Source organism: Enterobacter chinensis (assembly GCF_034008295.1).
In the GTDB taxonomy this organism is placed as follows: domain Bacteria; phylum Pseudomonadota; class Gammaproteobacteria; order Enterobacterales; family Enterobacteriaceae; genus Enterobacter; species Enterobacter chinensis.
The window spans coordinates 180,502-203,328 of the sequence record NZ_JARDVI010000004.1 but is presented as its reverse complement, the minus strand read 5'-3'; the positions used below and the strand labels follow the sequence as shown (position 1 = coordinate 203,328).

General features: G+C 53.4%; 21 protein-coding genes and 6 tRNA genes. 16 read left to right on the top strand and 11 right to left on the bottom strand.

Annotated elements, in window-relative coordinates; all coding sequences use genetic code 11:
- Nucleotides 1-169 precede the first annotated feature (169 nt).
- Together mgrA and PYW49_RS13675 are read left to right on the top strand one after the other, a co-directional pair.
- Complete coding sequence (gene mgrA, locus PYW49_RS13680; RefSeq protein WP_320386715.1) at nt 170-1,168, top strand: L-glyceraldehyde 3-phosphate reductase; 999 nt, start codon at nt 170-172, stop codon at nt 1,166-1,168.
- A 127-nt stretch (nt 1,169-1,295) separates the two neighbouring features.
- Entirely contained in the window at nt 1,296-1,646 is a 351-nt protein-coding gene (locus PYW49_RS13675; protein ID WP_134347726.1) for a DUF2502 domain-containing protein, read from the top strand.
- Nucleotides 1,647-1,679: 33 nt separating this feature from the next.
- On the opposite strand, the gene PYW49_RS13670 is transcribed toward PYW49_RS13675, so the two are convergent.
- Entirely contained in the window at nt 1,680-2,918 is a 1,239-nt protein-coding gene (locus PYW49_RS13670; RefSeq protein ID WP_320386714.1) for an Nramp family divalent metal transporter, read from the bottom strand.
- A 350-nt stretch (nt 2,919-3,268) separates the two neighbouring features.
- On the opposite strand from PYW49_RS13670, the gene PYW49_RS13665 reads away from it, so the two are divergent.
- Nucleotides 3,269-4,456 (top strand): NupC/NupG family nucleoside CNT transporter, encoded by a 1,188-nt coding sequence (locus PYW49_RS13665; RefSeq protein WP_014884725.1) that lies wholly within the window; start codon nt 3,269-3,271, stop codon nt 4,454-4,456.
- A 45-nt stretch (nt 4,457-4,501) separates the two neighbouring features.
- Here PYW49_RS13665 and PYW49_RS13660 read toward each other — a convergent pair whose 3' ends face one another.
- From PYW49_RS13660 to PYW49_RS13650, 3 genes are all read right to left on the bottom strand, one after another.
- Complete coding sequence (locus PYW49_RS13660; protein ID WP_134347724.1) at nt 4,502-6,691, bottom strand: sensor domain-containing phosphodiesterase; 2,190 nt, start codon at nt 6,689-6,691, stop codon at nt 4,502-4,504.
- Nucleotides 6,692-6,904: 213 nt separating this feature from the next.
- A tRNA-Ala gene (locus tag PYW49_RS13655) sits at nt 6,905-6,980 on the bottom strand.
- A 41-nt stretch (nt 6,981-7,021) separates the two neighbouring features.
- Nucleotides 7,022-7,097, bottom strand: a tRNA-Ala gene (locus PYW49_RS13650).
- A gap of 217 nt (nt 7,098-7,314) precedes the next feature.
- On the opposite strand from PYW49_RS13650, the gene PYW49_RS13645 reads away from it, so the two are divergent.
- Together PYW49_RS13645 and PYW49_RS13640 are read left to right on the top strand one after the other, a co-directional pair.
- Nucleotides 7,315-7,677 carry a YfeC-like transcriptional regulator gene (locus PYW49_RS13645; protein ID WP_320386713.1) on the top strand — a complete coding sequence of 121 codons (363 nt, stop codon included), beginning with the start codon at nt 7,315-7,317 and terminating at the stop codon, nt 7,675-7,677.
- A gap of 1 nt (nt 7,678) precedes the next feature.
- Entirely contained in the window at nt 7,679-8,062 is a 384-nt protein-coding gene (locus PYW49_RS13640; protein ID WP_320386712.1) for a YfeC-like transcriptional regulator, read from the top strand.
- A 56-nt stretch (nt 8,063-8,118) separates the two neighbouring features.
- Here the strand turns inward: PYW49_RS13640 and gltX are convergent, their stop codons facing one another.
- Nucleotides 8,119-9,534 carry a glutamate--tRNA ligase gene (gene gltX, locus PYW49_RS13635; protein ID WP_320386711.1) on the bottom strand — a complete coding sequence of 472 codons (1,416 nt, stop codon included), beginning with the start codon at nt 9,532-9,534 and terminating at the stop codon, nt 8,119-8,121.
- A gap of 258 nt (nt 9,535-9,792) precedes the next feature.
- Between gltX and PYW49_RS13630 the strand changes: the two genes are divergently transcribed.
- The 5 genes from PYW49_RS13630 to PYW49_RS13610 all read left to right on the top strand — a co-directional run bounded on the left by PYW49_RS13630 (nt 9,793) and on the right by PYW49_RS13610 (nt 10,679).
- Nucleotides 9,793-9,868: transfer RNA gene (locus PYW49_RS13630), tRNA-Val, on the top strand.
- Nucleotides 9,869-9,909: 41 nt separating this feature from the next.
- A tRNA-Val gene (locus PYW49_RS13625) sits at nt 9,910-9,985 on the top strand.
- A gap of 29 nt (nt 9,986-10,014) precedes the next feature.
- Nucleotides 10,015-10,090 (top strand) — tRNA-Val (locus tag PYW49_RS13620).
- Between the two features lie 4 nt (nt 10,091-10,094).
- Nucleotides 10,095-10,170, top strand: a tRNA-Lys gene (locus tag PYW49_RS13615).
- Between the two features lie 170 nt (nt 10,171-10,340).
- On the top strand, nt 10,341-10,679 hold the full coding sequence (locus PYW49_RS13610) for a FlxA-like family protein (protein WP_320386710.1): 339 nt from the start codon (nt 10,341-10,343) through the stop codon (nt 10,677-10,679).
- Here PYW49_RS13610 and PYW49_RS13605 read toward each other — a convergent pair.
- Nucleotides 10,676-11,611: a LysR family transcriptional regulator gene (locus PYW49_RS13605; RefSeq protein WP_320386709.1), complete on the bottom strand. Its 936-nt coding sequence runs from the start codon at nt 11,609-11,611 to the stop codon at nt 10,676-10,678. The genes PYW49_RS13610 and PYW49_RS13605 overlap by 4 nt on opposite strands.
- Nucleotides 11,612-11,700: 89 nt before the next feature.
- Between PYW49_RS13605 and PYW49_RS13600 the strand changes: the two genes are divergently transcribed.
- Nucleotides 11,701-12,696 carry a bile acid:sodium symporter family protein gene (locus tag PYW49_RS13600; protein ID WP_320386708.1) on the top strand — a complete coding sequence of 332 codons (996 nt, stop codon included), beginning with the start codon at nt 11,701-11,703 and terminating at the stop codon, nt 12,694-12,696.
- On the opposite strand, the gene PYW49_RS13595 is transcribed toward PYW49_RS13600, so the two are convergent.
- The 3 genes from PYW49_RS13595 to zipA form a co-directional block, all read right to left on the bottom strand.
- Nucleotides 12,693-12,908: a DUF3820 family protein gene (locus tag PYW49_RS13595; RefSeq protein WP_003861328.1), complete on the bottom strand. Its 216-nt coding sequence runs from the start codon at nt 12,906-12,908 to the stop codon at nt 12,693-12,695. The genes PYW49_RS13600 and PYW49_RS13595 overlap by 4 nt on opposite strands.
- A gap of 1 nt (nt 12,909) precedes the next feature.
- Nucleotides 12,910-14,925, bottom strand: coding sequence for an NAD-dependent DNA ligase LigA (gene ligA / locus PYW49_RS13590; protein WP_134347718.1), 2,016 nt, complete (start codon nt 14,923-14,925; stop codon nt 12,910-12,912).
- A gap of 69 nt (nt 14,926-14,994) precedes the next feature.
- On the bottom strand, nt 14,995-15,966 hold the full coding sequence (zipA, locus tag PYW49_RS13585; RefSeq protein WP_134347717.1) for a cell division protein ZipA: 972 nt from the start codon (nt 15,964-15,966) through the stop codon (nt 14,995-14,997).
- Nucleotides 15,967-16,196: 230 nt separating this feature from the next.
- On the opposite strand from zipA, the gene cysZ reads away from it, so the two are divergent.
- The 5 genes from cysZ to crr all read left to right on the top strand — a co-directional run bounded on the left by cysZ (nt 16,197) and on the right by crr (nt 20,990).
- Complete coding sequence (gene cysZ / locus PYW49_RS13580) at nt 16,197-16,958, top strand: sulfate transporter CysZ (protein ID WP_320386707.1); 762 nt, start codon at nt 16,197-16,199, stop codon at nt 16,956-16,958.
- Nucleotides 16,959-17,121: 163 nt separating this feature from the next.
- Nucleotides 17,122-18,093 (top strand): cysteine synthase A, encoded by a 972-nt coding sequence (cysK, locus tag PYW49_RS13575; RefSeq protein ID WP_014884739.1) that lies wholly within the window; start codon nt 17,122-17,124, stop codon nt 18,091-18,093.
- A 317-nt stretch (nt 18,094-18,410) separates the two neighbouring features.
- On the top strand, nt 18,411-18,668 hold the full coding sequence (gene ptsH, locus PYW49_RS13570) for a phosphocarrier protein Hpr (protein ID WP_000487600.1): 258 nt from the start codon (nt 18,411-18,413) through the stop codon (nt 18,666-18,668).
- Nucleotides 18,669-18,712: 44 nt separating this feature from the next.
- The gene (gene ptsI / locus PYW49_RS13565) at nt 18,713-20,440 is read left to right on the top strand and encodes a phosphoenolpyruvate-protein phosphotransferase PtsI (RefSeq protein WP_023332954.1); all 1,728 of its coding nucleotides are present in this window, start codon (nt 18,713-18,715) and stop codon (nt 20,438-20,440) included.
- Between the two features lie 40 nt (nt 20,441-20,480).
- Nucleotides 20,481-20,990 carry a PTS glucose transporter subunit IIA gene (gene crr / locus PYW49_RS13560; protein WP_003861316.1) on the top strand — a complete coding sequence of 170 codons (510 nt, stop codon included), beginning with the start codon at nt 20,481-20,483 and terminating at the stop codon, nt 20,988-20,990.
- A 44-nt stretch (nt 20,991-21,034) separates the two neighbouring features.
- Here the strand turns inward: crr and pdxK are convergent, their stop codons facing one another.
- On the bottom strand, nt 21,035-21,871 hold the full coding sequence (pdxK, locus tag PYW49_RS13555) for a pyridoxine/pyridoxal/pyridoxamine kinase (protein WP_134347715.1): 837 nt from the start codon (nt 21,869-21,871) through the stop codon (nt 21,035-21,037).
- A gap of 5 nt (nt 21,872-21,876) precedes the next feature.
- A complete protein-coding gene (gene cysM / locus PYW49_RS13550; RefSeq protein WP_032643539.1) occupies nt 21,877-22,788 on the bottom strand; it encodes a cysteine synthase CysM in 912 nt (303 codons plus the stop codon).
- Between the last annotated feature and the right edge of the window lie 39 nt (nt 22,789-22,827).

Sequence of the window (22,827 nt, the reverse complement as noted above, 5' to 3'; positions counted from 1 at the left end):
AATGTTGACCTCACTTTGAGTATTAAAGAAGCGTGATGGCTGTCCAGAATTGGCGGTAAGAAGGGCATGGAAAGAATGCTTTACAAAAAAGGCTGCGCTATGCTGCTTTTAATCACGCGAATGTAAACGTATACACAGATTTTTCTCTTCAGCGCCAGAGGTCATAAGAATGGGTTATCAGCCGGACAAAAATCGTTATCAGACAATGGAGTATCGCCGCTGCGGGCAAAGCGGACTCAGGTTGCCCGCCATCTCGCTAGGGCTGTGGCATAATTTTGGCGACACCACGCTTATCGAAAATAGCCGTCAACTTTTACAGCGTGCGTTCGATCTGGGCATTACGCATTTCGACCTTGCCAATAACTATGGCCCGCCTCCCGGATCTGCCGAACGTAATTTCGGACGTATTTTGCAGGACGATTTCCTGCCCTGGCGCGATGAGCTAATCATCTCCACCAAAGCGGGGTATACCATGTGGGATGGCCCCTACGGCGACTGGGGGTCACGCAAATACCTGCTGGCAAGCCTGGATCAAAGCCTGAAACGCATGGGGCTGGAGTATGTTGATATCTTCTATCACCACCGTCCTGACCCACAAACGCCTCTGCTCGAAACCATGAAAGCGCTTGACCATGTGGTGCGTCAGGGAAAAGCCCTGTATGTCGGGTTATCCAACTATCCTGCTGAGCTGGCCCGCAAGGCGATTGATATCCTTGATGACCTCGGTACGCCATGCCTGATCCACCAGCCGAAATACTCCCTGTTTGAACGTGCGCCGGAAGAGGCGCTACTGGACGTGTTGCAGGAAAAAGGGGTCGGCTGCATTCCCTTCTCACCGCTGGCCGGCGGGCAACTGACCAACCGCTATCTGAACGGCATTCCGGCAGATTCACGCGCGGCAAGCGACAGTCAATTCCTTAACCCTGACCAGATCACCGAAGAGAAGCTGGAGAAGGTAAGAAAGCTGAACGCCATGGCGGAAGACCGCGGCCAGAAGCTGTCGCAGATGGCGCTGGCCTGGGTATTACGCCATGAGAATGTGACGTCAGTGCTGATTGGGGCAAGTAAAGCGGCTCAGATTGATGACGCGGTGGGTATGCTGGAAAACCGCCATTTCTCCGCCGAAGAACTGGCCCGTATTGAAGCCATTCTGAACAGCTCAAAATAAAATCACTTTTAGCAAAAAGTGCTCTCATTCAGGAATTCGGAGTTGAGGCGATGAAACGAGGCTTTACCAACTCGTAATATTGCGTTAACAGGCCCAACAAAGGCCCCGATCGTGAAGGAGAAAGAGTATGTTCAGGTCACTGATTCTTGCAGCGGTATTACTGGCTTCGGCCCCGCTCATCGCCACTGCGGGCGAAATCACCCTGTTGCCATCAGTAAAATTACAAATTGGCGATCGTGACGACTACGGCAGATACTGGGACGGTGGCTACTGGCGCGACCGTGACTACTGGCATCGTAACTATGAGTGGCGCGGCGATCGCTGGTGGAAACATGACAACGGCAGACACCGTGGCTGGTATAAAGATAAAGCTTATGAGCGCGGCTACCGTGAAGGCTGGAACGATCGTGACGACCGCCGCGGCGGCTGGGGTCGCGGTAGAGGTCACGGACATGGCCATCACGGTCATGACGACTAACAGCAAAAAGGAGCCTCCCGGCTCCTTTTTCTTTTAGAGTCCCAACGCGGTGCCAATCAGCAGCCACAGGTTCAGCGCCACCACCACCACCACGATGGCCCACCCGGTCCGTTTCACCAGCGTCGTGTTGACCAGTTCGCCCATCAGGGTTTTGTTGCTGGTAAAGATCAGCAGCGGCACCAGCGCCAGCGCGATACCAAAACTCAGCAGCACCTGGCTCATGACCAGAATTCGCGTTGGGTCGAGCCCCATCAGAATCACGATAAATGACGGGAGCATGGTAACAGAACGACGCACCCACAGCGGAATGTGGAACCGGACAAATCCCTGCATCACCACCTGGCCTGCCAGCGTGCCCACCACCGTTGAAGAGAGACCGGCAGCCACCAGGCTCAAACCAAATATCGTGGCGGCAGCATGGCTCAGCAATGGCTCCAGCGTGAGATAAGCCTGGTCGAGATCGGTAATGCCGGTATGGCCGTTAAAGTGGAAAGCGGCGGCTGCGGTGGCCATCATCGCCAGATTCACAAACCCCGCGATGGTCATGGCGATAGCCACATCCCACTTGGTTGCGGAGTAACGCTCTTTACGCGTCCCACCGTGGAGATGTTGGGTCAGCGAGGAGTGGAGATAAATCACATGCGGCATGATGGTCGCCCCCAATACCCCGGCGGCCAGGAATACCGCTTCGGAGGTTGGCAGGCTTGGGATCACCATGCCTTTACCGAGCTGCGCCAGATTCGGTTGTGAGAAAATCAGCTCGACAATGTACGCCGCCGCGACAAACAACAGCAGACCGCCGATAACCTTCTCCAGCGGTTTTTGACCGCGACGCTGCAGCATCAGGATCAGGAACGTGGCAATCCCGGTCAGCACCGCCCCCTGCAACAGCGATACCCCCAGAATCAGTTTAAAGCCGATCGCTGCGCCGATAAATTCAGCGAGGTCAGTTGCCATCGCGATAATTTCCGCCTGAATCCAGTAGAGCCAGACGGCCGGACGCGGGTAATGGTCACGAATTTGCTCCGCCAGGTTTTTACCGGTGGCAATCCCCAGCTTCGCAGAGAGCATCTGAATCAGCATTGCCATCAGGTTAGCCCAGACAACCACCCACAGCAGCTTATAGCCGAAGCTGGCCCCGGCCTGAATGTTGGTCGCAAAGTTACCTGGATCGATATAGCCAATGGCAGCGATGAACGCAGGTCCCATTAATGCGAACCGCAACTTGCGCGCTGCTCTGCCACTGCTACCCTCTACGCGACTGTTTGTCATTTCTGCCTCTGAAATATAGCCTTTGCTATGTTTAATGCTACCAAAATGAGAATGATTATCAAGATCATTTATGAAGTTTACAGTGATTTCTCTGATAGCTTTGAACGATAGACGGGCGGGTAAGCGGGGGGCGATCTAACGAAAACAGAAATCGCGCGCTCTTTTGTGAAGACTAGCACACAAACTTAACTTTTCACTCATTTACCTAACATAACAAAAATGTATTGTGGATCACTATTTTTGAGACTCGTCACAGGATGTAACTATAGTGTGTTCTTGATCTCGTTTTCTTTTCGCTTGTTACATAGAATGTGCACGAAAATTAAACCTGCCTCATATTTGGAGCAAATATGGACCGCGTCCTTCATTTTGTCCTGGCACTTGTTGTCGTTACTGCACTCGCATTGCTGGTCAGCACAGACCGCAAAAAAATTCGTATTCGTTATGTTGTCCAGTTGCTGGTCATTGAAGTTTTACTTGCGTGGTTCTTCCTGAACTCCAACGTCGGCCTCGGCTTCGTGAAAGGCTTCTCCGAAATGTTCGAAAAACTGCTCGGATTCGCCAATGAAGGGACGAACTTTGTCTTCGGTAAAATGAACGACGAAGGTCTGGCGTTCTTCTTCCTGAAAGTTCTTTGCCCAATCGTCTTTATCTCCGCACTTATCGGTATTCTGCAGCACATCCGTGTTCTGCCGTTCGTGATTCGTGGAATTGGTTTCCTGTTATCCAAAGTGAACGGCATGGGTAAGCTGGAATCGTTCAACGCCGTAAGTTCCCTGATCCTCGGTCAGTCTGAGAACTTCATCGCGTATAAAGATATTCTCGGCAAAATGTCCCGCAACCGCATGTACACCATGGCGGCAACCGCAATGTCTACCGTTTCCATGTCAATCGTGGGCGCGTATATGACCATGCTGGAGCCGAAGTATGTTGTTGCTGCGCTGGTTCTGAACATGTTCAGCACCTTTATCGTTCTGTCGCTGATCAACCCGTACCGCGTTGACGCCAGCGAAGAAAACATCCAGATGTCCAACCTGCATGAAGGTCAGAGCTTCTTCGAAATGCTGGGTGAATACATTCTGGCCGGTTTCAAAGTGGCAGTTATCGTTGCCGCCATGCTGATCGGCTTCATTGCGCTGATTTCTGCGCTGAACGCCCTGTTCGCAGCGGTGCTGGGTATCTCCTTCCAGGGTATTCTGGGCTACATCTTCTACCCTGTTGCATGGGTGATGGGTGTTCCGGCTCACGAAGCGCTGCAGGTGGGCAGTATCATGGCGACCAAACTGGTTTCTAACGAATTCGTTGCGATGATGGATCTGCAGAAAATCGCCAGCACGCTTTCTCCGCGCGCGGAAGGCATTCTGTCCGTGTTCCTGGTCTCCTTCGCGAACTTCTCGTCCATCGGTATTATCGCCGGTGCGATTAAAGGTCTGAACGAAGAACAGGGTAACGTGGTTTCTCGCTTTGGTCTGAAACTGGTTTACGGCTCTACCCTGGTGAGCGTTCTGTCTGCTTCTATCGCAGCACTGGTTCTGTAACGTTTACCGTTAAACAAAAAACCGGGAGCCTGGCTCCCGGTTTTTTTATGCCCGTAATTCTTCCAGCGGTTTGGGCTTGCCTATCAGGTAGCCCTGCAGATAATCCACACCGAAGCGGAGCAGCATCTCGCGCTGCGCCGGTGTTTCTACGTATTCAGCGACGACGCACAGCGATTTTGTCTTCGCCAGATTACACATCGATTGCACGATCATCGCATCCATGTCATCGGTACAAATGTCTTTCACAAAGCAGCCGTCAATTTTAATGATGTCCGCCTGCAGACGCCTGAGACGCTCATAGTTAGCGTAGCCGGTACCAAAATCATCAATGGCAATCCGGAAACCGTAATCCCGCAGCTGCTGGAGATTGCTGATACTGCTTCCTGAATTCGAGAAGGCCTGCTCCTCGGTGATTTCAAGAACGACGGCCTGAGGCGCAATGCCGTACCGTTCAAAGAGGGAGCAAATCTCGCCGGCGACCTCTTTTTGCATCAGCGTGAGCGGCATCAGATTGACGGAGAAGCGGGCGCCAGCCTGCGTTGCAGGATGATCGCGCAGCCACGCCAGTAATTTTTCCATAACGCACATATCGAACCGGTGGCTCAGGTTGAACTGAGCAATCAACGGAATAAAGCGATCGGGTGTAATCATCTCTCCCTCGCTTTCCATACGCGTCAGAATTTCGTAGTACCCGCTTCCATCCGCCTTCTGGATGGGCTGCGCGTATAAGTGGAACTGACCGGCCTCCAGGGCATGCTTAATCCGCGCCAGCATCAGCACGCGCTCTGTCGTTTGTCCTGATGCCGCCTCGAGGCTATTCGTGAGCGCAAGAACGTTATGCGCCCCACAAGATTGCTCTGCCAGCCAGCTCAGTTGCCCCAGCGTGTGGTGCAGCTTTTCGCCGTTTTCGACCATTCCCCAGGACGCGCCAAATTCAATATCCAGCCCGGTGTTGTTCCAGAAAATCTTACGGCTGTTCAGGCGATCGACCATATGCTGAAGACGCTCAGCGGTTTCCGGACCCAGCAATACCAGCACCAGCTCGCTTCCCGGAAGCTGGAAGAGTGCTTCATCTTTTTGCAAAAGCGGCTGAAGCGACGCGGCGATCGTTCGTTTGCAATGGACCCGCATGAGGATCCCATAGTGGCGGCTCAAAAACTCCAGGTTATCCATACGCAGAATGCTTACTTTTGCATCCGGGTGAATTTCAAGATGATCCTCCAGCGCGCGAATATTGGGCAAACCGGTCAGCGGATCGGTGAGCGCCCTACCCTGCCAGCCCCGCTTCAGCCACTCGCTGCGCTGGTAAATTCGCGACATGTAAAGCAAACAGATGGCGAAAGAGATAAGTACGGAGAGGATAAAGGAGAGCGAATGGCCCGATTCCACCCCGTTAAGAAAGTTGTAGTTGTAGGACAACAGCAGGAGCGCAGATGCGGCCCACAGCAGAGAGATAAGCGCATAGGTCAGGCGACTTATCGCTAAGGTAAAAAGAATAAAAATCAGCGGCATCAAATAGCCCGCAATGACGGGTGATTCAAAAGGACCACATAAAATGACGAGAATGAAACTTAAAAGCATCAGCCAGACAAAAATATATAATGAATTCTTGTGAAAAAACACGGGCTTCACGCTTCGCCGCCAGAAGTTCATCGCATAACGAGGATTAATTATCATTCTTAACGGGTAATAGAACATCATGGTGAAAATCAGCGCCGCGCATATCAGGCTTTGTATATCCACAACGTTATAAATTACCGTTCCTTCGCCGAAAAAGGTTGAAATAGTCACCGGAAAATCAAACAAATAGCCCGCCATATACATCGACAGCTTAATACCTATTGGCACGATAAAACCGAGCCAGAATATACGTAAACCGATGTGCTTGTTGGGGATGCAGTAACGCCAACGCTTGCCCAGCATGAGGCGCAGAAGGCCGCACGCCGCGAACAACGCAAAGGTCTGACAAAACAGTAATACTGAATATTGTAGCGGTGCTAAATTAACATAAAATAAATTAGTGACAGTAAAACCTAACAAAATGGGAAGAATGGCCCTGCGTCCAAATAGCAGAATTACCGCCAGCATAACGCTTAGCGGTAACCATGCTAAATAAACGTCGTGACCATTAACAATTGCGCGGGGAGAGAGATAACGGGAGACAGGTACCGCAATCAGGCAAAGTGCCAGGGCAATCATAAATATCTTTACATTATTGTAAGTTTTTCTATTCATTAATCAGGGGCGTTATTTTCCGGGAGAATCATTGACCGGATGGATAATAGGTTTATTAATTGCGCGAATCAAGTTCAAGTCTATTTATAGACTGGTTTATTGATGTCGATTGAGGTGAGGTACAGGAATACCTTCTTTTTGATAACAAAATGCGGCGATGGACTTTACAAACACATAAAAAAACCCCCGTCTTTCGACGAGGGTTTACAATTTTGGTGGAGCTAAGCGGGATCGAACCGCTGACCTCTTGCATGCCATGCAAGCGCTCTCCCAGCTGAGCTATAGCCCCACATGTTACTTTACTGACCGCACTCTGTTGGGTTCAGAGTTTGGTGGAGCTAAGCGGGATCGAACCGCTGACCTCTTGCATGCCATGCAAGCGCTCTCCCAGCTGAGCTATAGCCCCATCGTAAAGCTGTCATGTTGACGGGCGGCATAATATGAATTCCGCTGCAGAGTGTCAACGGCAAAATCAATGACTGCAACTCAATCGCCGAAAAATCATGCAAATGAATCACTTTGCGAGCCTTCTCGCAGTCATGAGTTAAGCCTGTCACGTTTTCAGCTAAAACGGTGCTATAAAATGAGCCGTTAATTAACCCCACGAATATTCAGGAAATTGCATGATCAAGGAACGAATGACGCCAGAAGAGTTAGCCCTGCTCACTGGCTATAGCCGCCAGACCATCAATAAATGGGTACGCAAAGAGGGTTGGATTACATCGCCAAAACCAGGAGTCCAGGGCGGGAAAGCGCGCCTGGTGCATGTGAACGAAAAAGTGCGCGACTTTATCCGCAGCGCACGTCGGGCAACTGAAACGTCCGATTTACCAGAAAGCGCCAACCATGACAGTTCGCTTCACACCCTACTCCTGACGCTGGCCAATGAAATGACGCCGGAAGAGCAGAAGCAGATGACATCGCTATTACTGCGGGAAGGGATTACCGGATTGTTGCAACGTTTAGGAATTCGCGACCAGAATTAATATGAAAAAATTACGTAGCAAAATGACCACGGAAGAGCTGGCGGAAAGTTTAGGCGTTGCCAGACAAACGGTTAATCGCTGGATACGCCAGCAAGGATGGAAAACCGAAGGGCTCAACGGCGTGAAAGGCGGTCGGGCGCGGCTCATTCATATTGATGCCCGCGTGAAAGAACATATTATGAGCCTCCCGGCGATCCGAAACCGTCAGGCAGTTTATCATCTCGCTGAGGTCACCTCTTCCTACAGCGAACCGTCTTCAAACCTGCGTCCGGGCATTATTGAGACGCTGGAAAGTATGACTCAGCCAGAGCAGAAGCGTCTCGACTCCCTGTTGAAACGCGAAGGTATACGCGGCTTTCTTACGCGTCTGGATATTGCTGAATGAAACGCATAAAAAAACGGCAGGTAACACCCCTGCCGTTCTTCTTATCCTGGACTTAACTACTGCTGATTTTCGCGTTCAGCAATAAAGTCCAGCGCCTTGTTAATGCGCGCCACACTGCGTGACTTGCCGATGGCATGGACAGTTACATCCAGCGCCGGAGACTGCCCCGCACCGGTCACCGCAACGCGCAGTGGCATACCGACTTTACCCATGCCGACTTCCAGCTCGTCTGCCGTCGCCTGAATGGCGTGATGCACATTCTCAGCGGTCCACTCGGTGAGTGCGGCCAGCTTGTCGCGCACCACTTCCAGCGGCTGACGCGCAACCGGGCGGAGGTGTTTCTTCGCGGCGTCCGCGTCGAACGCATCAAACTCTTCATAGAAGTAGCGGCAGCTTTCGGCAATCTCTTTCAGCGTTTTGCAGCGCTCGCCGAGCAGTTTCACCAGATCCGCCAGCTCAGGGCCAGTGCGGGTATCAATATTTGCCTGCTCAATGTGCCACTGCAGGTACGTCGCCACATATTCTGGCTGCATGGTATTGATGTAGTGATGGTTCAGCCACAGCAGCTTGTCGGTATTAAATGCGCTCGCTGATTTGCTCACTGAGCTCAGAGAGAACAGTTCGATCATCTCTTCGCGGCTGAAGATCTCCTGGTCACCGTGGGCCCAGCCCAGACGCACCAGATAGTTCAGCAGCGCTTCCGGCAGATAACCGTCGTCGCGGTACTGCATAACACTTACCGCACCGTGACGTTTCGAGAGTTTCTTACCGTCGTCACCGTTGATCATCGAAACGTGTGCATAGACCGGAACAGGCGCATCCAGCGCTTTCAGGATATTGATCTGGCGCGGGGTGTTGTTGATATGGTCTTCACCACGGACAACATGGGTAATTTCCATATCCCAGTCATCAACCACCACGCAGAAGTTGTAGGTTGGGGAACCATCGGTGCGGCGGATGATCAGGTCATCCAGCTCCTGGTTACTGAACTCGATTGGGCCACGGATCTGATCGTCAAAGATCACAGAACCCTCTTGCGGGTTAGCAAAACGCACTACGCAAGGCTCATCAGCAGCATGCTCGCTGTGGTCGTGGCGGCAGCGGCCGTCATAACGCGGCTTTTCACCGTTCGCCATCTGCTCTTCACGCAGCGCATCCAGACGCTCTCTGGAGCAGTAGCATTTATACGCCGTGCCCGCGACCAGCATCTCATCAATGACAGCGTTATAGCGGTCAAAGCGCTTGGTCTGGAAATACGGACCTTCGTCCCATTCCAGATTCAGCCAGTTCATCCCATCCATAATGGCTTCAATTGCTTCCGGCGTGGAGCGCTCAAGATCGGTGTCTTCAATACGCAGCACGAACTCACCTTTATTGTGGCGTGCAAACAGCCAGGAATAGAGAGCGGTACGTGCACCACCGACGTGCAGATAGCCTGTCGGGCTCGGCGCGAAGCGAGTTTTGATTTTCATGAAATGGCCTTACGTTATAAAGATGCCGGCAATCGGCAAATCCTGGGGAAAAAACGATGGGCAATATTCTATCACTGTGGGGGGAATCCTCAATGTTGATCCCTTTATCGTGACCAGGTTTGCGATTTTTGTTTAGAAATCATGCGCCACAGCCCGTTCCGCGATCGTTTTGTTTAATTTTACGACGAACGAATAAAAACTTTAGAAAATGCGTTGACTCATTTTCAACTCTCCCTATAATGCGACTCCACACAGCGGGGGTGATTAGCTCAGTTGGTAGAGCATCTCCTTTACACGGAGGGGGTCGGCGGTTCGAGCCCGTCATCACCCACCATCTACTTCGGTAGACTCGCAGTGTAGATAAGAATTGAGATTGGGCGATTAGCTCAGTTGGTAGAGCATCTCCTTTACACGGAGGGGGTCGGCGGTTCGAGCCCGTCATCGCCCACCATTCTCACCTTATCGCAGCAGTTCCGAAATGGGCGATTAGCTCAGTTGGTAGAGCATCTCCTTTACACGGAGGGGGTCGGCGGTTCGAGCCCGTCATCGCCCACCATTTCGGGTCGTTAGCTCAGTTGGTAGAGCAGTTGACTTTTAATCAATTGGTCGCAGGTTCGAATCCTGCACGACCCACCAATGTAGAAAGGCGCCCTAAAGGCGCCTTTTTGCTATCTGCGATCAATACACTTTCGCCGCCCCATCAATACTGGTTGTGTATTAATGCAACGCCCTGCCAGATATGGCAGTTTTGCTCAAGCTAATCCCGTCGGTGCCGATACCTCTGTTTTATAACGCGAGGAAAAAGTATGACGACCATTCAGGCTTCAACCCAACCTATTCAAACCAGCGGCGCGAGTGGAACTTCGAGCAGTAACGATATCTCTGCGCAAATCACCCGCATTCTCGACAAGATCAAAAAGCTGACTCAGCAGTTAAAAGAACTGGCAAACAGTCCCGTCAGCACCGATGAGAAGAAGAAGCAGCAGGAACTTATTCAGACCCAGATCAAAGTGCTGCAGGCGCAGCTCGCCGCACTGCAGCGCCAGCAGGCCGAAGAGGCCCAGAAAAAGCAGGATCAAAAGCTGGCCAAAGTGGAAGGGGTGAACAGCCCGTCAGACAATAATCAGATTGATATCTACATCTAATCTTCTGATGCGTTAAACAGTGGGTCGCGTATGCGGGCTTCGGTTAATCGTTGTGCCTGGATACGCACCACTTCCCAGATAGCCTGCGCCGCACCCGAGAGTGAACGATTTTTTCGCCGCACCAGCATCAGTTTTCGCTCAACAACGGGCGTTAATCGCTTGACGGCCAGCCGGCTTCCCTGCGGCAGGGGAAGCGCCAGGGCGGGCAAGACGCTGATGCCAATGCCGGCTTCCACCATCGGAAACAGCGTCGCCGGGTGACCAATCTCCTGCACAATCGTTGCCTTTACGCCCTGATTCACCAGCGCGGAATCAATCAGCGGACGGCTGCCAGAGGCATAATCCTGTAAAACCAGGTTCGCGCCCGTCAGGGACTGCCAGCTGACCTCCGGCAACGTGGCCAGCGGATCGTCATCCCGGCAGAGCAGCAAAAAGGGCTCTGAAAGCACGATCTCGCACTCCAGATCGTTCACCTGGCCGGGGTCGATCACAATACCAAAATCCACATCCCCCTGACGGATGCTTTCCAGTACCCACTGTTGTGGCCTGTCATGCAGCACAAAATCGATATCCGGATAGCGGTGGTTACCCTCGGCAATGCACTGCGGGATAAGATGTGCAGAAATGGTCTGGCTGGCCGCCACCCGCACGGTGCCCGAAAGCTGCTGCCCAAGCCTTCCCACGTCTCTGAGCGTGCTGTTCAGTTCGTCCAGCAGCCGTTCCAGGCGCTGCGCCAGCTGTTGCCCTGCCTCGGTAAGCACAACTTCCCGCGTCGTTCTGTCCAGCAATTTCACGCCTGTCTGATTTTCCAGCCCTTTCACGCTGTGGCTGACCGCAGACTGACTCAGCCCGATGATATCCCCTGCCCGGCTAAAGCTGCGGGCATGGGCCACGGTGACAAAAACGCGAAGCTGGCGTAGTGAATAATTCATCTGTTTAATTCATGAATGGATGCAATAAATCAATTTTATTTCTCAAATGGAAAAAAGCACAATAGCGATATCTGATTTCAGGAGTCATTATGAAACTGTTTCGTATCCTTGATCCGTTCACGCTTACCCTGGTTGTCACCGTTTTACTGGCCTCCTTCCTCCCCGCACGCGGCGGTTTTGTCCCGTTCTTTGAAGGACTCACTACGGCAGCCATCGCGTTGCTGTTCTTTATGCACGGCGCCAAACTTTCCCGTGAAGCGATCATTGCAGGCGGTGGTCACTGGCGGCTGCACCTGTGGGTGATGTGCAGCACCTTCATTCTGTTCCCGATACTCGGCGTGCTGTTTGCCTGGTGGGCACCGGTAAACGTCGATCCGGCGCTTTATACGGGTTTCCTCTATCTGTGCATACTGCCCGCTACCGTTCAGTCCGCCATTGCGTTTACCTCGCTGGCGGGGGGTAACGTTGCGGCGGCGGTTTGTTCAGCTTCAGCATCCAGCCTGTTAGGGATTTTCGTCTCACCGCTGCTGGTAGGCTTGCTGATGAACATGCACGGTGCGGAAGGTAACCTTGAGCAGGTTGGCAAAATCTGTCTGCAGCTGCTGCTGCCGTTTGTCCTGGGTCATCTCTCCCGACCGTGGACCGGCGCGTTTGTGGCGAAGCATAAAAAATGGATCTCAAAAACCGACCAGACCTCGATTCTGCTGGTGGTTTACTCCGCCTTCAGCGAAGCGGTCGTGAACGGAATCTGGCACAAGGTGGGCGCAGGTTCACTGCTGTTTATCGTGGTGGTCAGCATCGTCCTGCTGGCGATTGTGATTGCCGTAAACGTCTTTGTGGCACGCAAGTGCGGCTTCAACAAAGCAGATGAAATTACGATTGTGTTCTGCGGTTCGAAGAAGAGCCTGGCGAACGGTATCCCGATGGCCAACATTCTGTTCCCAACCTCAATGATTGGGATGATGGTACTGCCGCTGATGATTTTCCATCAGATCCAGCTGATGGTCTGTGCGGTGCTGGCGCGTCGTTACAAACGCCAGACGGAAAAACTGGCGCAGGAAGAGACCCGCGCCGCGAAGGCTTAAGGGCGTTTCAGGGGCTGAACCAGCTGGGTCAGCCCCTCGGTTTTGATCAGTAACGTGATAGCCATCAGCTCGCCCAGTCGTCCGGCCGGGAATTCATCTTTACGGGCAAACCACAGCAGATACTCCTCTGGCAAATCGATCAGCCTGCGGCCTTTATATTTACCGAACGGCATCTCCGTGTTGGCGATCTCAACGAGCTGCTCTTTCTCCACCTTACTCTCCTAACAGACGCATCATTTCTGCTTCGTCGATAACCGCAATGCCGAGCTCCTGGGCTTTCGCCAGCTTTGAACCGGCGGCTTCTCCGGCAATCACCAGGTCGGTTTTCTTCGACACGCTGCCCGCCACTTTTGCCCCCAGCGCCACCAGACGCGCTTTCGCATCGTCGCGTGAAAGCTGGCTCAGGCTGCCGGTCAGCACCACCGTTTTACCGGCGAACGGGCTGTCGATCTCTTCGGCGTTGACCACCACCGGCGCGGGCCATTTGATGCCCTCTTCCAGCAGTTTGCCAATCACTTCGCGGTTGCTCTCTTCGGCAAAGAAGTTAAAGACGTGGGTGGCGACGACGATGCCGACATCCGGGACTTTCTGCAGCTCATCGATACTCGCTTTTTCCAGCGCCTCCAGCGTGCCGAAGTACGCCGCCAGCCCTGCCGCCGTGGCTTCACCCACTTCACGAATGCCCAGCGCATAGAGGAAGCGGGCAAAGGTCGTCTCTTTTGCGGCGTCCAGGGCATTGACCACATTCTGGGCCGACTTTGGCCCCATGCGGTCAAGTCCAGTCAGTTTACCTGCCGTCAGCTTGAAGAGATCCGCTGGCGTGTGGACATACTCCTTCTCAACCAGCTGATCGATAATCTTGTCACCCATGCCGTCAACGTCCATCGCCCGACGGGAGACAAAGTGCTTCAGCGACTCTTTACGCTGTGCACCACAGATTAAGCCGCCCGTACAGCGCGCCACCGCTTCACCCTCAACACGCTCAACGTCAGAGCCACACACCGGACAATGGGTCGGGAAGACGACCTCGCGCGTATCGTCAGGACGTTCTGACTCAACGACGTTAACCACCTGTGGGATAACATCGCCCGCGCGGCGAATCACCACTTTGTCACCAATACGCAGACCCAGGCGTTCGATTTCATCGGCGTTATGCAGCGTAGCGTTACTCACCAGCACGCCCGCAACCTGCACGGGCTCCAGACGGGCAACCGGGGTAATGGCGCCCGTCCGCCCCACCTGGAACTCCACGTCGCGAACAAAGGTCATCTGCTCCTGGGCCGGGAATTTGAACGCAACCGCCCAGCGTGGCGCACGCGCCACAAAGCCCAGCTGCTCCTGCAGCGCCAGCGAGTTAACCTTGATGACCACGCCATCGATATCAAAGCCGAGCGTCGGACGGTCCTCTTCCACCTTGTGGTAGAACGCCAGAACCGCCTCCGGGGAATCACAAAGCTGAACGCGGTTGCTCACCGGCAATCCCCACGCTTTGAACTGCAGCAGACGGCCGAGATGCGTATCCGGCAGCTCGCCGCCCTCCAGAATACCCACGCCGTAGCAGAAGAAAGTAAGCGGTCGCTTCGCGGTGATACGCGGATCAAGCTGGCGCAGAGAGCCTGCTGCCGCATTACGCGGGTTAGCAAACACCTTCCCGCCGGTGCGACGTGCCTCTTCGTTAATTTTCTCGAAGCCCGCCTGGGGCAGGAACACCTCGCCACGCACTTCCAGACGCGCAGGAATATTGTCACCCTGCAGTTTCAGCGGGATTGCGCGAATGGTACGAACGTTGGTCGTAATGTCTTCACCCGTCGTACCGTCGCCACGCGTCGCGGCACGCACCAGCACGCCGTTTTCGTACAGAAGACTGACCGCCAGACCATCCAGCTTCAGTTCACAGCACCAGGTGAGAGAGTCGCTACTTTTCAGGCGATCCTGCACGCGCTTGTTAAACGCGAGGAAGCTCTCTTCATCGAAGACGTTATCCAGTGACAGCATAGGTACTTCATGACGCACCTGGCTGAAGGCACCCAGCGGCTCAGCACCGACGCGCTGGGTGGGGGAATCCGGCGTGATAAGCTCCGGGTGCTGCGCCTCTAATTCACGCAGCTCACGCATCAGGCGGTCATACTCCGCGTCCGGTACTTCCGGTGCGTCCATGACATGATAGAGATATTCATGATGGCGAAGCGTGGTTCGCAGTTCAGTGAGTTGTTGTTCGATTGAGTCCATATCACACCATCAATGAGAAAAAACCCCCGACATGCGGGGGTTGAGGAGGAGTTGAAGTAAACGCGACGATTACGCGTTGGCTTCCTTAACTTCGCGGATGCGGTCCTGATACTCGCGCAGCTTCTGCGGGGTCATCATTCGACGCTGATCGTCGAGTACCACACCGCCCACTTCGTCAGCAATGTGCTGAGCGGATTGCAGCATCAGCTTAAAGTTCTGCAGTTCGTCGCCGTAGGACGGCACCTGCATAAAGATAGTGACACCCGGCGTCACGAAATCACCGGTCATTTCCGGATCGAAGGTGCCAGGGTTAACCATGTTAGCCAGGCTGAAGAGCGCCGGGCCGCTGCCGTCAGGGCTCAGGTGGCGATGGAAAATATTCATATCGCCAAACTTGAAGCCTGCCTGTTGAATACTGTTAAGCAGCACGTCACCGTTGAGATGGCTGCCGTGATGCGCGGCCACGTTCATGATGATCACTGCTTCTTTACGCTGCGGTTTTTCAACAACCGGTTCAGGCTCTACAACCGGCTCAGGTTCAACGTGCGGAGCCGGAGCGGGCTGCACATGAACAGGCTGCTGCGGTTGTTGTACCGGCTGTGCAGGCTGTTGTTGCACGGAGTGTTGTGCAGGTTGCTGTTGAACCGGCTGTGGCGCAGCAGGCTGCTGCTGAACAGGCTGTTGCGGCGGCTGGCGCACCGGCTCTTCCACAGGCTGCGGCGCGGGCTGGCGCGGCTGTGCAGAAGCATACGGCGGTTGATACTGGTGCTGCGAAGGACGAGGCGCTTCATGCTCCCCATGGCCTGCGCCGGGCGCAGTATTGACCCGATGAACACGAACTTCACCCACGCCGTCGTCGTCGCTGCCGTCGATGTCATCTTCACTGTCATCGTCGTCACGACTGGACTTCATGCGCTTCAGTGGGCGATCGCGAAACATTGAGGAACGCTCTTTACGGCTGGTCCAGAAACCATGTACCAGTAAAGCGATTATGGCGATCGCGCCAACAATGATTAATATCAGACGCAAATCCTGCATCATTATATTCTCTGTTGTTCTAACACCTTGCCACCACGGCAAACATTTACTCACTAAGAGTATTTGCCGTTTACGTCAAGTGCAAGTGTGTGCAGAGCATTCACAGCATAAAGATGAAGGAAATCGTGCTTTTTGCTGGTTTTTCGAACATTTCCGAACTGGTCATTGGTCCGTAAGTGGATAATATAGGCGGGCAATTCCACTGGTTGTGAAAAAAGGAGTACAGCCTGGTTATGGTTTCAACATCTTCTTCTCCGCCGCGCAGCGGTGTCTGGTATTTTTCTCAGGGCTGGAAACTAGTCTCCCTGCCGGGTATTCGACGCTTCGTCATTCTGCCGCTGCTGATCAACATTATTCTGATGGGCGGCGCATTCTGGTGGCTGTTCACAAAGCTGGAGAGCTGGCTCCCGTCGCTGATGAGCCATGTACCAGACTGGCTGCAGTGGCTTAACTATCTGCTCTGGCCGGTAGCGGTGATCTCCGTCCTGCTGGTGTTTGGGTACTTCTTTTCGACGATTGCGAACTGGATAGCCGCCCCGTTTAACGGCCTGCTGGCGGAACAGCTGGAAGCGCGGCTTACCGGCGCGACGCCACCGGACACGGGCGTGCTGGGGATCATGAAAGACCTTCCGCGTATCATGAAACGCGAATGGCAGAAATTTGCCTGGTACCTGCCCCGTGCGATTGTCCTGCTGATTCTTTACTTTGTGCCGGGCATTGGCCAGACGGTGGCACCGGTGCTGTGGTTCCTGTTCAGCGCCTGGATGCTGGCGATCCAGTACTGCGACTACCCGTTCGATAACCACAAGGTGCCGTTTAAAGAGATGCGAACTGCCCTGCGCACCCAGAAGGTCGCCAATATGCAGTTCGGCGCGCTGACGAGCCTGTTCACGATGATTCCTTTCCTCAATCTGTTCATCATGCCCGTGGCGGTGTGCGGTGCGACGGCGATGTGGGTGGACTGCTACCGTGCTAAACATGCGTTATGGAAATAATGCAAAACTGTGTAAATGAGGGAGGGCTTATGCTCTCCCTTATTCCATACTGATCCCCATTATTTCCTTGCAGTATATAGATATGCGAATTCCTTACTTCCCCCTACCTGCTCAACAGGTATGCTGGGTCGGTATCCCAATTTCATACAGTTAAGGACAGGCCATGAGTAAGATTTATGAAGACAACTCGCTGACTATCGGTCATACGCCCCTGGTTCGACTGAACCGTATCGGTAATGGACGCATTCTGGCGAAGGTCGAATCACGTAACCCGAGCTTCAGCGTAAAATGCCGTATCGGTGCAAACATGATTTGGGATGCTGAAAAACGTGGCGTACTGAAGCCGGGCGTTGAGCTGGTGGAACCGACCAGCGGCAATACCGGTATCGCTCTGGCCTATGTGGCTGCCGCGCGTGGCTACAAGCTGACGCTGACCATGCCAGAGACCATGAGCATCGAGCGTCGCAAACTGCTTAAAGCACTGGGCGCGAACCTGGTGCTGACCGAAGGCGCGAAAGGCATGAAAGGCGCCATTCAGAAAGCCGAAGAGATTGTTGCCAGCGATCCGGCGAAATATCTTCTGCTGCAGCAGTTCAGCAACCCGGCTAACCCGGAAATTCACGAAAAGACCACCGGTCCGGAAATCTGGGAAGATACCGACGGCCAGGTTGACGTCTTTATCTCCGGCGTGGGTACCGGCGGTACGCTGACCGGCGTGTCGCGCTATATTAAAGGCACAAAAGGTAAAAAAGACCTGATCACCGTTGCGGTTGAACCGACTGACTCACCGGTTATCACCCAGGCACTGGCGGGCGAAGAGCTCAAACCAGGCCCGCACAAAATTCAGGGTATCGGTGCAGGCTTCATTCCGGGCAACCTGGATCTGAAACTGATCGACAAAGTGGTTACCATCACTAACGAAGAAGCCATCTCTACCGCGCGTCGCCTGATGGATGAAGAAGGCATTCTGGCGGGTATCTCTTCCGGTGCAGCTGTTGCGGCAGCGCTCAAACTTCAGGAAGACGAAGCCTTTACCAACAAGAATATTGTGGTTATCCTTCCTTCTTCGGGTGAGCGTTACTTGAGCACCGCACTGTTTGCCGATCTCTTTACTGAAAAAGAGCTGCAACAGTAATGCCAGCATGTTAATAACGCGTAAAAAAGCACCTTTTCAGGTGCTTTTTTGTGGCCTGCTTCAAACTTTTACCCCTCCTGGCATTGCTTCACCCCGTTGGGTCTGGTATTTAAACCAGCAATTATTTTGATGCGTGAAATTAATCAGTGAACGAAATAGCCTTGCTGAATCGATTTTATGATTTGGTTCAAGTCTTGCTTTCGCTGCATAATGTTTAATGACGATCGAAACGTCAGCGCTAACAATACAGGCTAAAGTTCAGTCGCCAGGCTAGACTTTAGTTCCACAACACTAAACCTATAAGTTGGGGAAATACAATGTTCCAGCAAGAAGTTACCATTACCGCTCCGAACGGTCTGCACACCCGCCCTGCTGCTCAGTTTGTTAAAGAAGCGAAAGGCTTCACTTCTGAAATCACTGTGACTTCCAACGGCAAAAGCGCCAGCGCAAAAAGCCTGTTCAAACTGCAGACTCTGGGCCTGACTCAGGGCACCGTAGTCACCATCTCTGCGGAAGGTGAAGACGAGCAGAAAGCAGTTGAGCATCTGGTAAAACTGATGGCTGAGCTCGAGTAAGTTTCCGGGTTCTTTTAAATATCAGTCACAAGTAAGGTAGGGTTATGATTTCAGGCATTTTAGCATCCCCGGGTATCGCTTTCGGCAAAGCACTGCTGCTGAAAGAAGACGAGATCGTCATCGACCGGAAAAAAATTTCTGCCGACAAGGTTGATCAGGAAGTTGAACGTTTTCTGAGCGGTCGTGCCAAGGCATCTGCGCAACTGGAAGCAATCAAGACTAAAGCTGGCGAAACTTTCGGTGAAGAAAAAGAAGCCATCTTCGAAGGGCACATCATGCTGCTCGAAGATGAGGAGCTGGAGCAGGAAATCATAGCCCTGATTAAAGATAAAGGCATGACGGCCGACGCGGCTGCGCATGAAGTTATCGAAGGTCAGGCAACTGCCCTGGAAGAACTGGATGATGAATACCTGAAAGAGCGTGCGGCTGACGTACGTGACATCGGTAAGCGCCTGCTGCGCAACATCCTGGGTCTGGCCATTATCGACCTGAGCGCGATTCAGGATGAAGTTATCCTGGTTGCCGCTGACCTCACCCCGTCTGAAACCGCACAGCTGAACCTGAAAAAGGTCCTCGGTTTCATCACTGACGCGGGCGGCCGTACCTCCCACACCTCTATCATGGCGCGTTCTCTGGAACTGCCTGCCATCGTGGGTACCGGTAGCGTCACCTCTCAGGTGAAAAATGGCGACTATCTGATTCTGGATGCCGTAAACAATCTGGTTTACGTCAACCCAACCAACGAAGAGATCGATAAACTGCGCGCGGTTCAGGAGCAGGTTGCGACTGAAAAAGCGGAACTCGCTAAGCTGAAAGACCTGCCAGCCATCACCCTTGACGGCCATCAGGTAGAAGTGTGCGCGAATATCGGTACCGTCCGCGACGTTGATGGCGCCGAGCGTAACGGTGCGGAAGGCGTGGGTCTCTATCGTACTGAATTCCTGTTCATGGACCGTGACGCCCTGCCAACTGAAGAAGAGCAGTTCGCGGCATACAAAGCGGTGGCTGAAGCCTGTGGCTCTCAGGCCGTTATCGTCCGTACCATGGACATCGGTGGCGACAAAGAGCTGCCGTACATGAACTTCCCGAAAGAAGAGAACCCGTTCCTGGGCTGGCGTGCAATCCGTATCGCGATGGATCGTAAAGAGATCCTGCGTGACCAGGTTCGCGCGATCCTGCGTGCCTCCGCTTTCGGTAAACTGCGCATCATGTTCCCGATGATCATTTCTGTTGAAGAAGTGCGTGCACTGAAGAAAGAGATCGAAATCTACAAACAGGAACTGCGTGACGAAGGTAAAGCGTTTGACGAGTCAATCGAGATCGGCGTGATGGTGGAAACACCTGCGGCCGCGACCATTGCGCGTCATTTAGCCAAAGAAGTTGATTTCTTTAGTATCGGTACCAATGATTTAACGCAGTACACCCTGGCAGTTGACCGTGGTAATGATATGATTTCACATCTCTACCAGCCAATGTCACCGTCCGTACTGAACTTGATCAAGCAAGTTATTGATGCTTCTCATGCAGAAGGTAAATGGACTGGCATGTGTGGTGAGCTTGCAGGCGACGAACGTGCTACACTTCTGTTGCTGGGTATGGGTCTGGACGAATTCTCTATGAGCGCCATTTCCATCCCGCGCATTAAGAAGATTATCCGTAACACGAACTTCGAAGATGCGAAGGTGTTAGCAGAGCAGGCTCTTGCTCAACCGACAACGGACGAGTTAATGACGCTGGTTAACAAGTTCATTGAAGAAAAAACAATCTGCTAATCCACGAGATGCGGCCCAAATTACTGCTTAGGAGAAGATCATGGGTTTGTTCGATAAACTGAAATCTCTGGTTTCTGATGATAAGAAAGACTCCGGAACTATTGAGATTGTTGCTCCGCTCTCCGGCGAGATCGTCAACATCGAAGACGTGCCGGATGTAGTGTTTGCTGAGAAAATCGTTGGTGATGGCATTGCTATCAAACCAACTGGCAACAAAATGGTTGCTCCAGTTGACGGCACCATCGGTAAAATTTTTGAAACCAACCATGCGTTCTCTATCGAATCTGATAGCGGTATCGAACTGTTCGTTCACTTCGGTATCGACACCGTTGAACTGAAAGGCGAAGGCTTCAAACGTATCGCGGAAGAAGGCCAGCGTGTTAAAGTTGGCGACCCGGTCATTGAATTCGATCTGCCACTGCTGGAAGAAAAAGCCAAGTCTACCCTGACACCGGTTGTTATCTCCAACATGGACGAAATCAAAGAACTGATCAAACTGTCTGGCAGCGTCACCGTGGGTGAAACCCCGGTTATCCGCATCAAGAAGTAATTCTTGCCGCACAGAAAAATGGCGCCTTCGGGCGCCATTTTTGTTTATGCGGGGAGGATAAGCTCGTCGTACCCTTTCGTCTGCGTATACAGCATCACGTCAGTCACCCGATCGCCGGCCATGCGAATGGCATCGGCAACGGTTTTCCCCTCAACGATTCCGCTCACCAGTTCTGAACAGAACAGATCGCCCGTTCCTTTTAGATCGGTTTCTACGCGCGGATGCGCGCTGACGGTAACGCCCTCATGCGTCACCAGCACCACGTGGATGTTTTGCGGGTCGTCAGCGACCGGCGCGCTGGTGATCGCCACCCATTTCAGGGTATCGGAGAGCAATCCCTGAGCCGCCGCGATGGCGCTTTCCGGCGTGCGGCACGGTTTGCCGCTTAGCACTTCCAGTTCATAGACGTTTGGCGTAATCCCCTGCGCCAGCGGCAGCAGGTGCTCCCGATACGCTTGCGGAATATCGGGCTTCACGTACATCCCGCTGTCGATATCGCCGATAACCGGGTCGACCAGCACCAGCAGGTCAGGATGCTGCACTTTCACCGCCTTCAGCCACTGTGCCAGCAGGGCGATCTGGCTGGCGCTGCCCATATAGCCGGTGGTGACTGCTTTAAGCTCGCGCAGGATCTCGCGCTCTTCCAGCGCCTTCAGGTAGCCGCTGAACCACTCGTCGGGGATCACCCCACCGTAGAAGGTGTCATAGTGTGGCGTGTTGCTAAACAGCACCGTCGGCACGGCGGTAACGTTCAGCCTGTGGGTACGAATATTCGGTACCGCAATACTGTTCCCCACGCTGCCGTAAACCACCTGCGACTGCACCGCGACAATATCGGTTTGCTGCGCCCGGGTATTATCCCGGAATAGAATCATCTCCATGACGCTTAAATCCCCGCCCCCTGCGAATAACTCTCTTCACCAAAGACGCCGGTAGACAGATAGCGATCGCCGCGATCGCAAATAATCGCCACCACCACCGCTCCCGGGTTTGCCTGCGCAACCCGAATGGCACCCGCTACCGCGCCGCCCGAGCTGACGCCGCAGAAGATACCTTCGCGCACGGCCAGCTCACGCATGGTATTTTCCGCCTCGCGCTGATGAAGATCCAGCACCTGATCCACCAGCTGCGCATTAAAGATGCCGGGCATATACTCCGCAGGCCAGCGGCGAATCCCCGGAATGCTGCTCCCCTCTTCCGGCTGCAGGCCAACAATGGTTACGGCTTTTTCCTGCTCGCGCAGAAAACGCGATACCCCGGTAATGGTGCCGGTGGTGCCCATGCTGGAGACAAAATGGGTGATCCGTCCGTCGGTCTGCTGCCAGATTTCCGGGCCGGTGGTGGTGTAGTGCGCGTAAGGGTTGTCCGGATTGTTGAACTGATCGAGGAGTTTACCTTCACCGCGCTCGGCCATTTCTAACGCCAGGTCGCGCGCGCCTTCCATTCCCTGCTCTTTGGTCACCAGAATCAGTTCGGCCCCGTAGGCACGCATCGCGGCGCGGCGCTCCTGGCTCATGTTATCCGGCATCAGCAGCTTCATGCGGTAGCCTTTCAGCGCCGCAATCATCGCCAGGGCGATACCGGTGTTGCCGCTGGTGGCCTCAATCAGCACGTCGCCTGGCTTAATTTCTCCGCGTTTTTCGGCCTGGACAATCATCGACAGCGCCGCACGGTCTTTCACCGACCCCGCCGGGTTATTGCCTTCGAGTTTGACCCAGATCTCGCTGCCGTTATCCGGCCCCATGCGCTGAAGTTTGACCAGCGGTGTGTTGCCGATGGTGTGTTCGAGTGTATTCACGATTTTTACTCAATAAAAAGCCCGGTAAGCATTACGCCA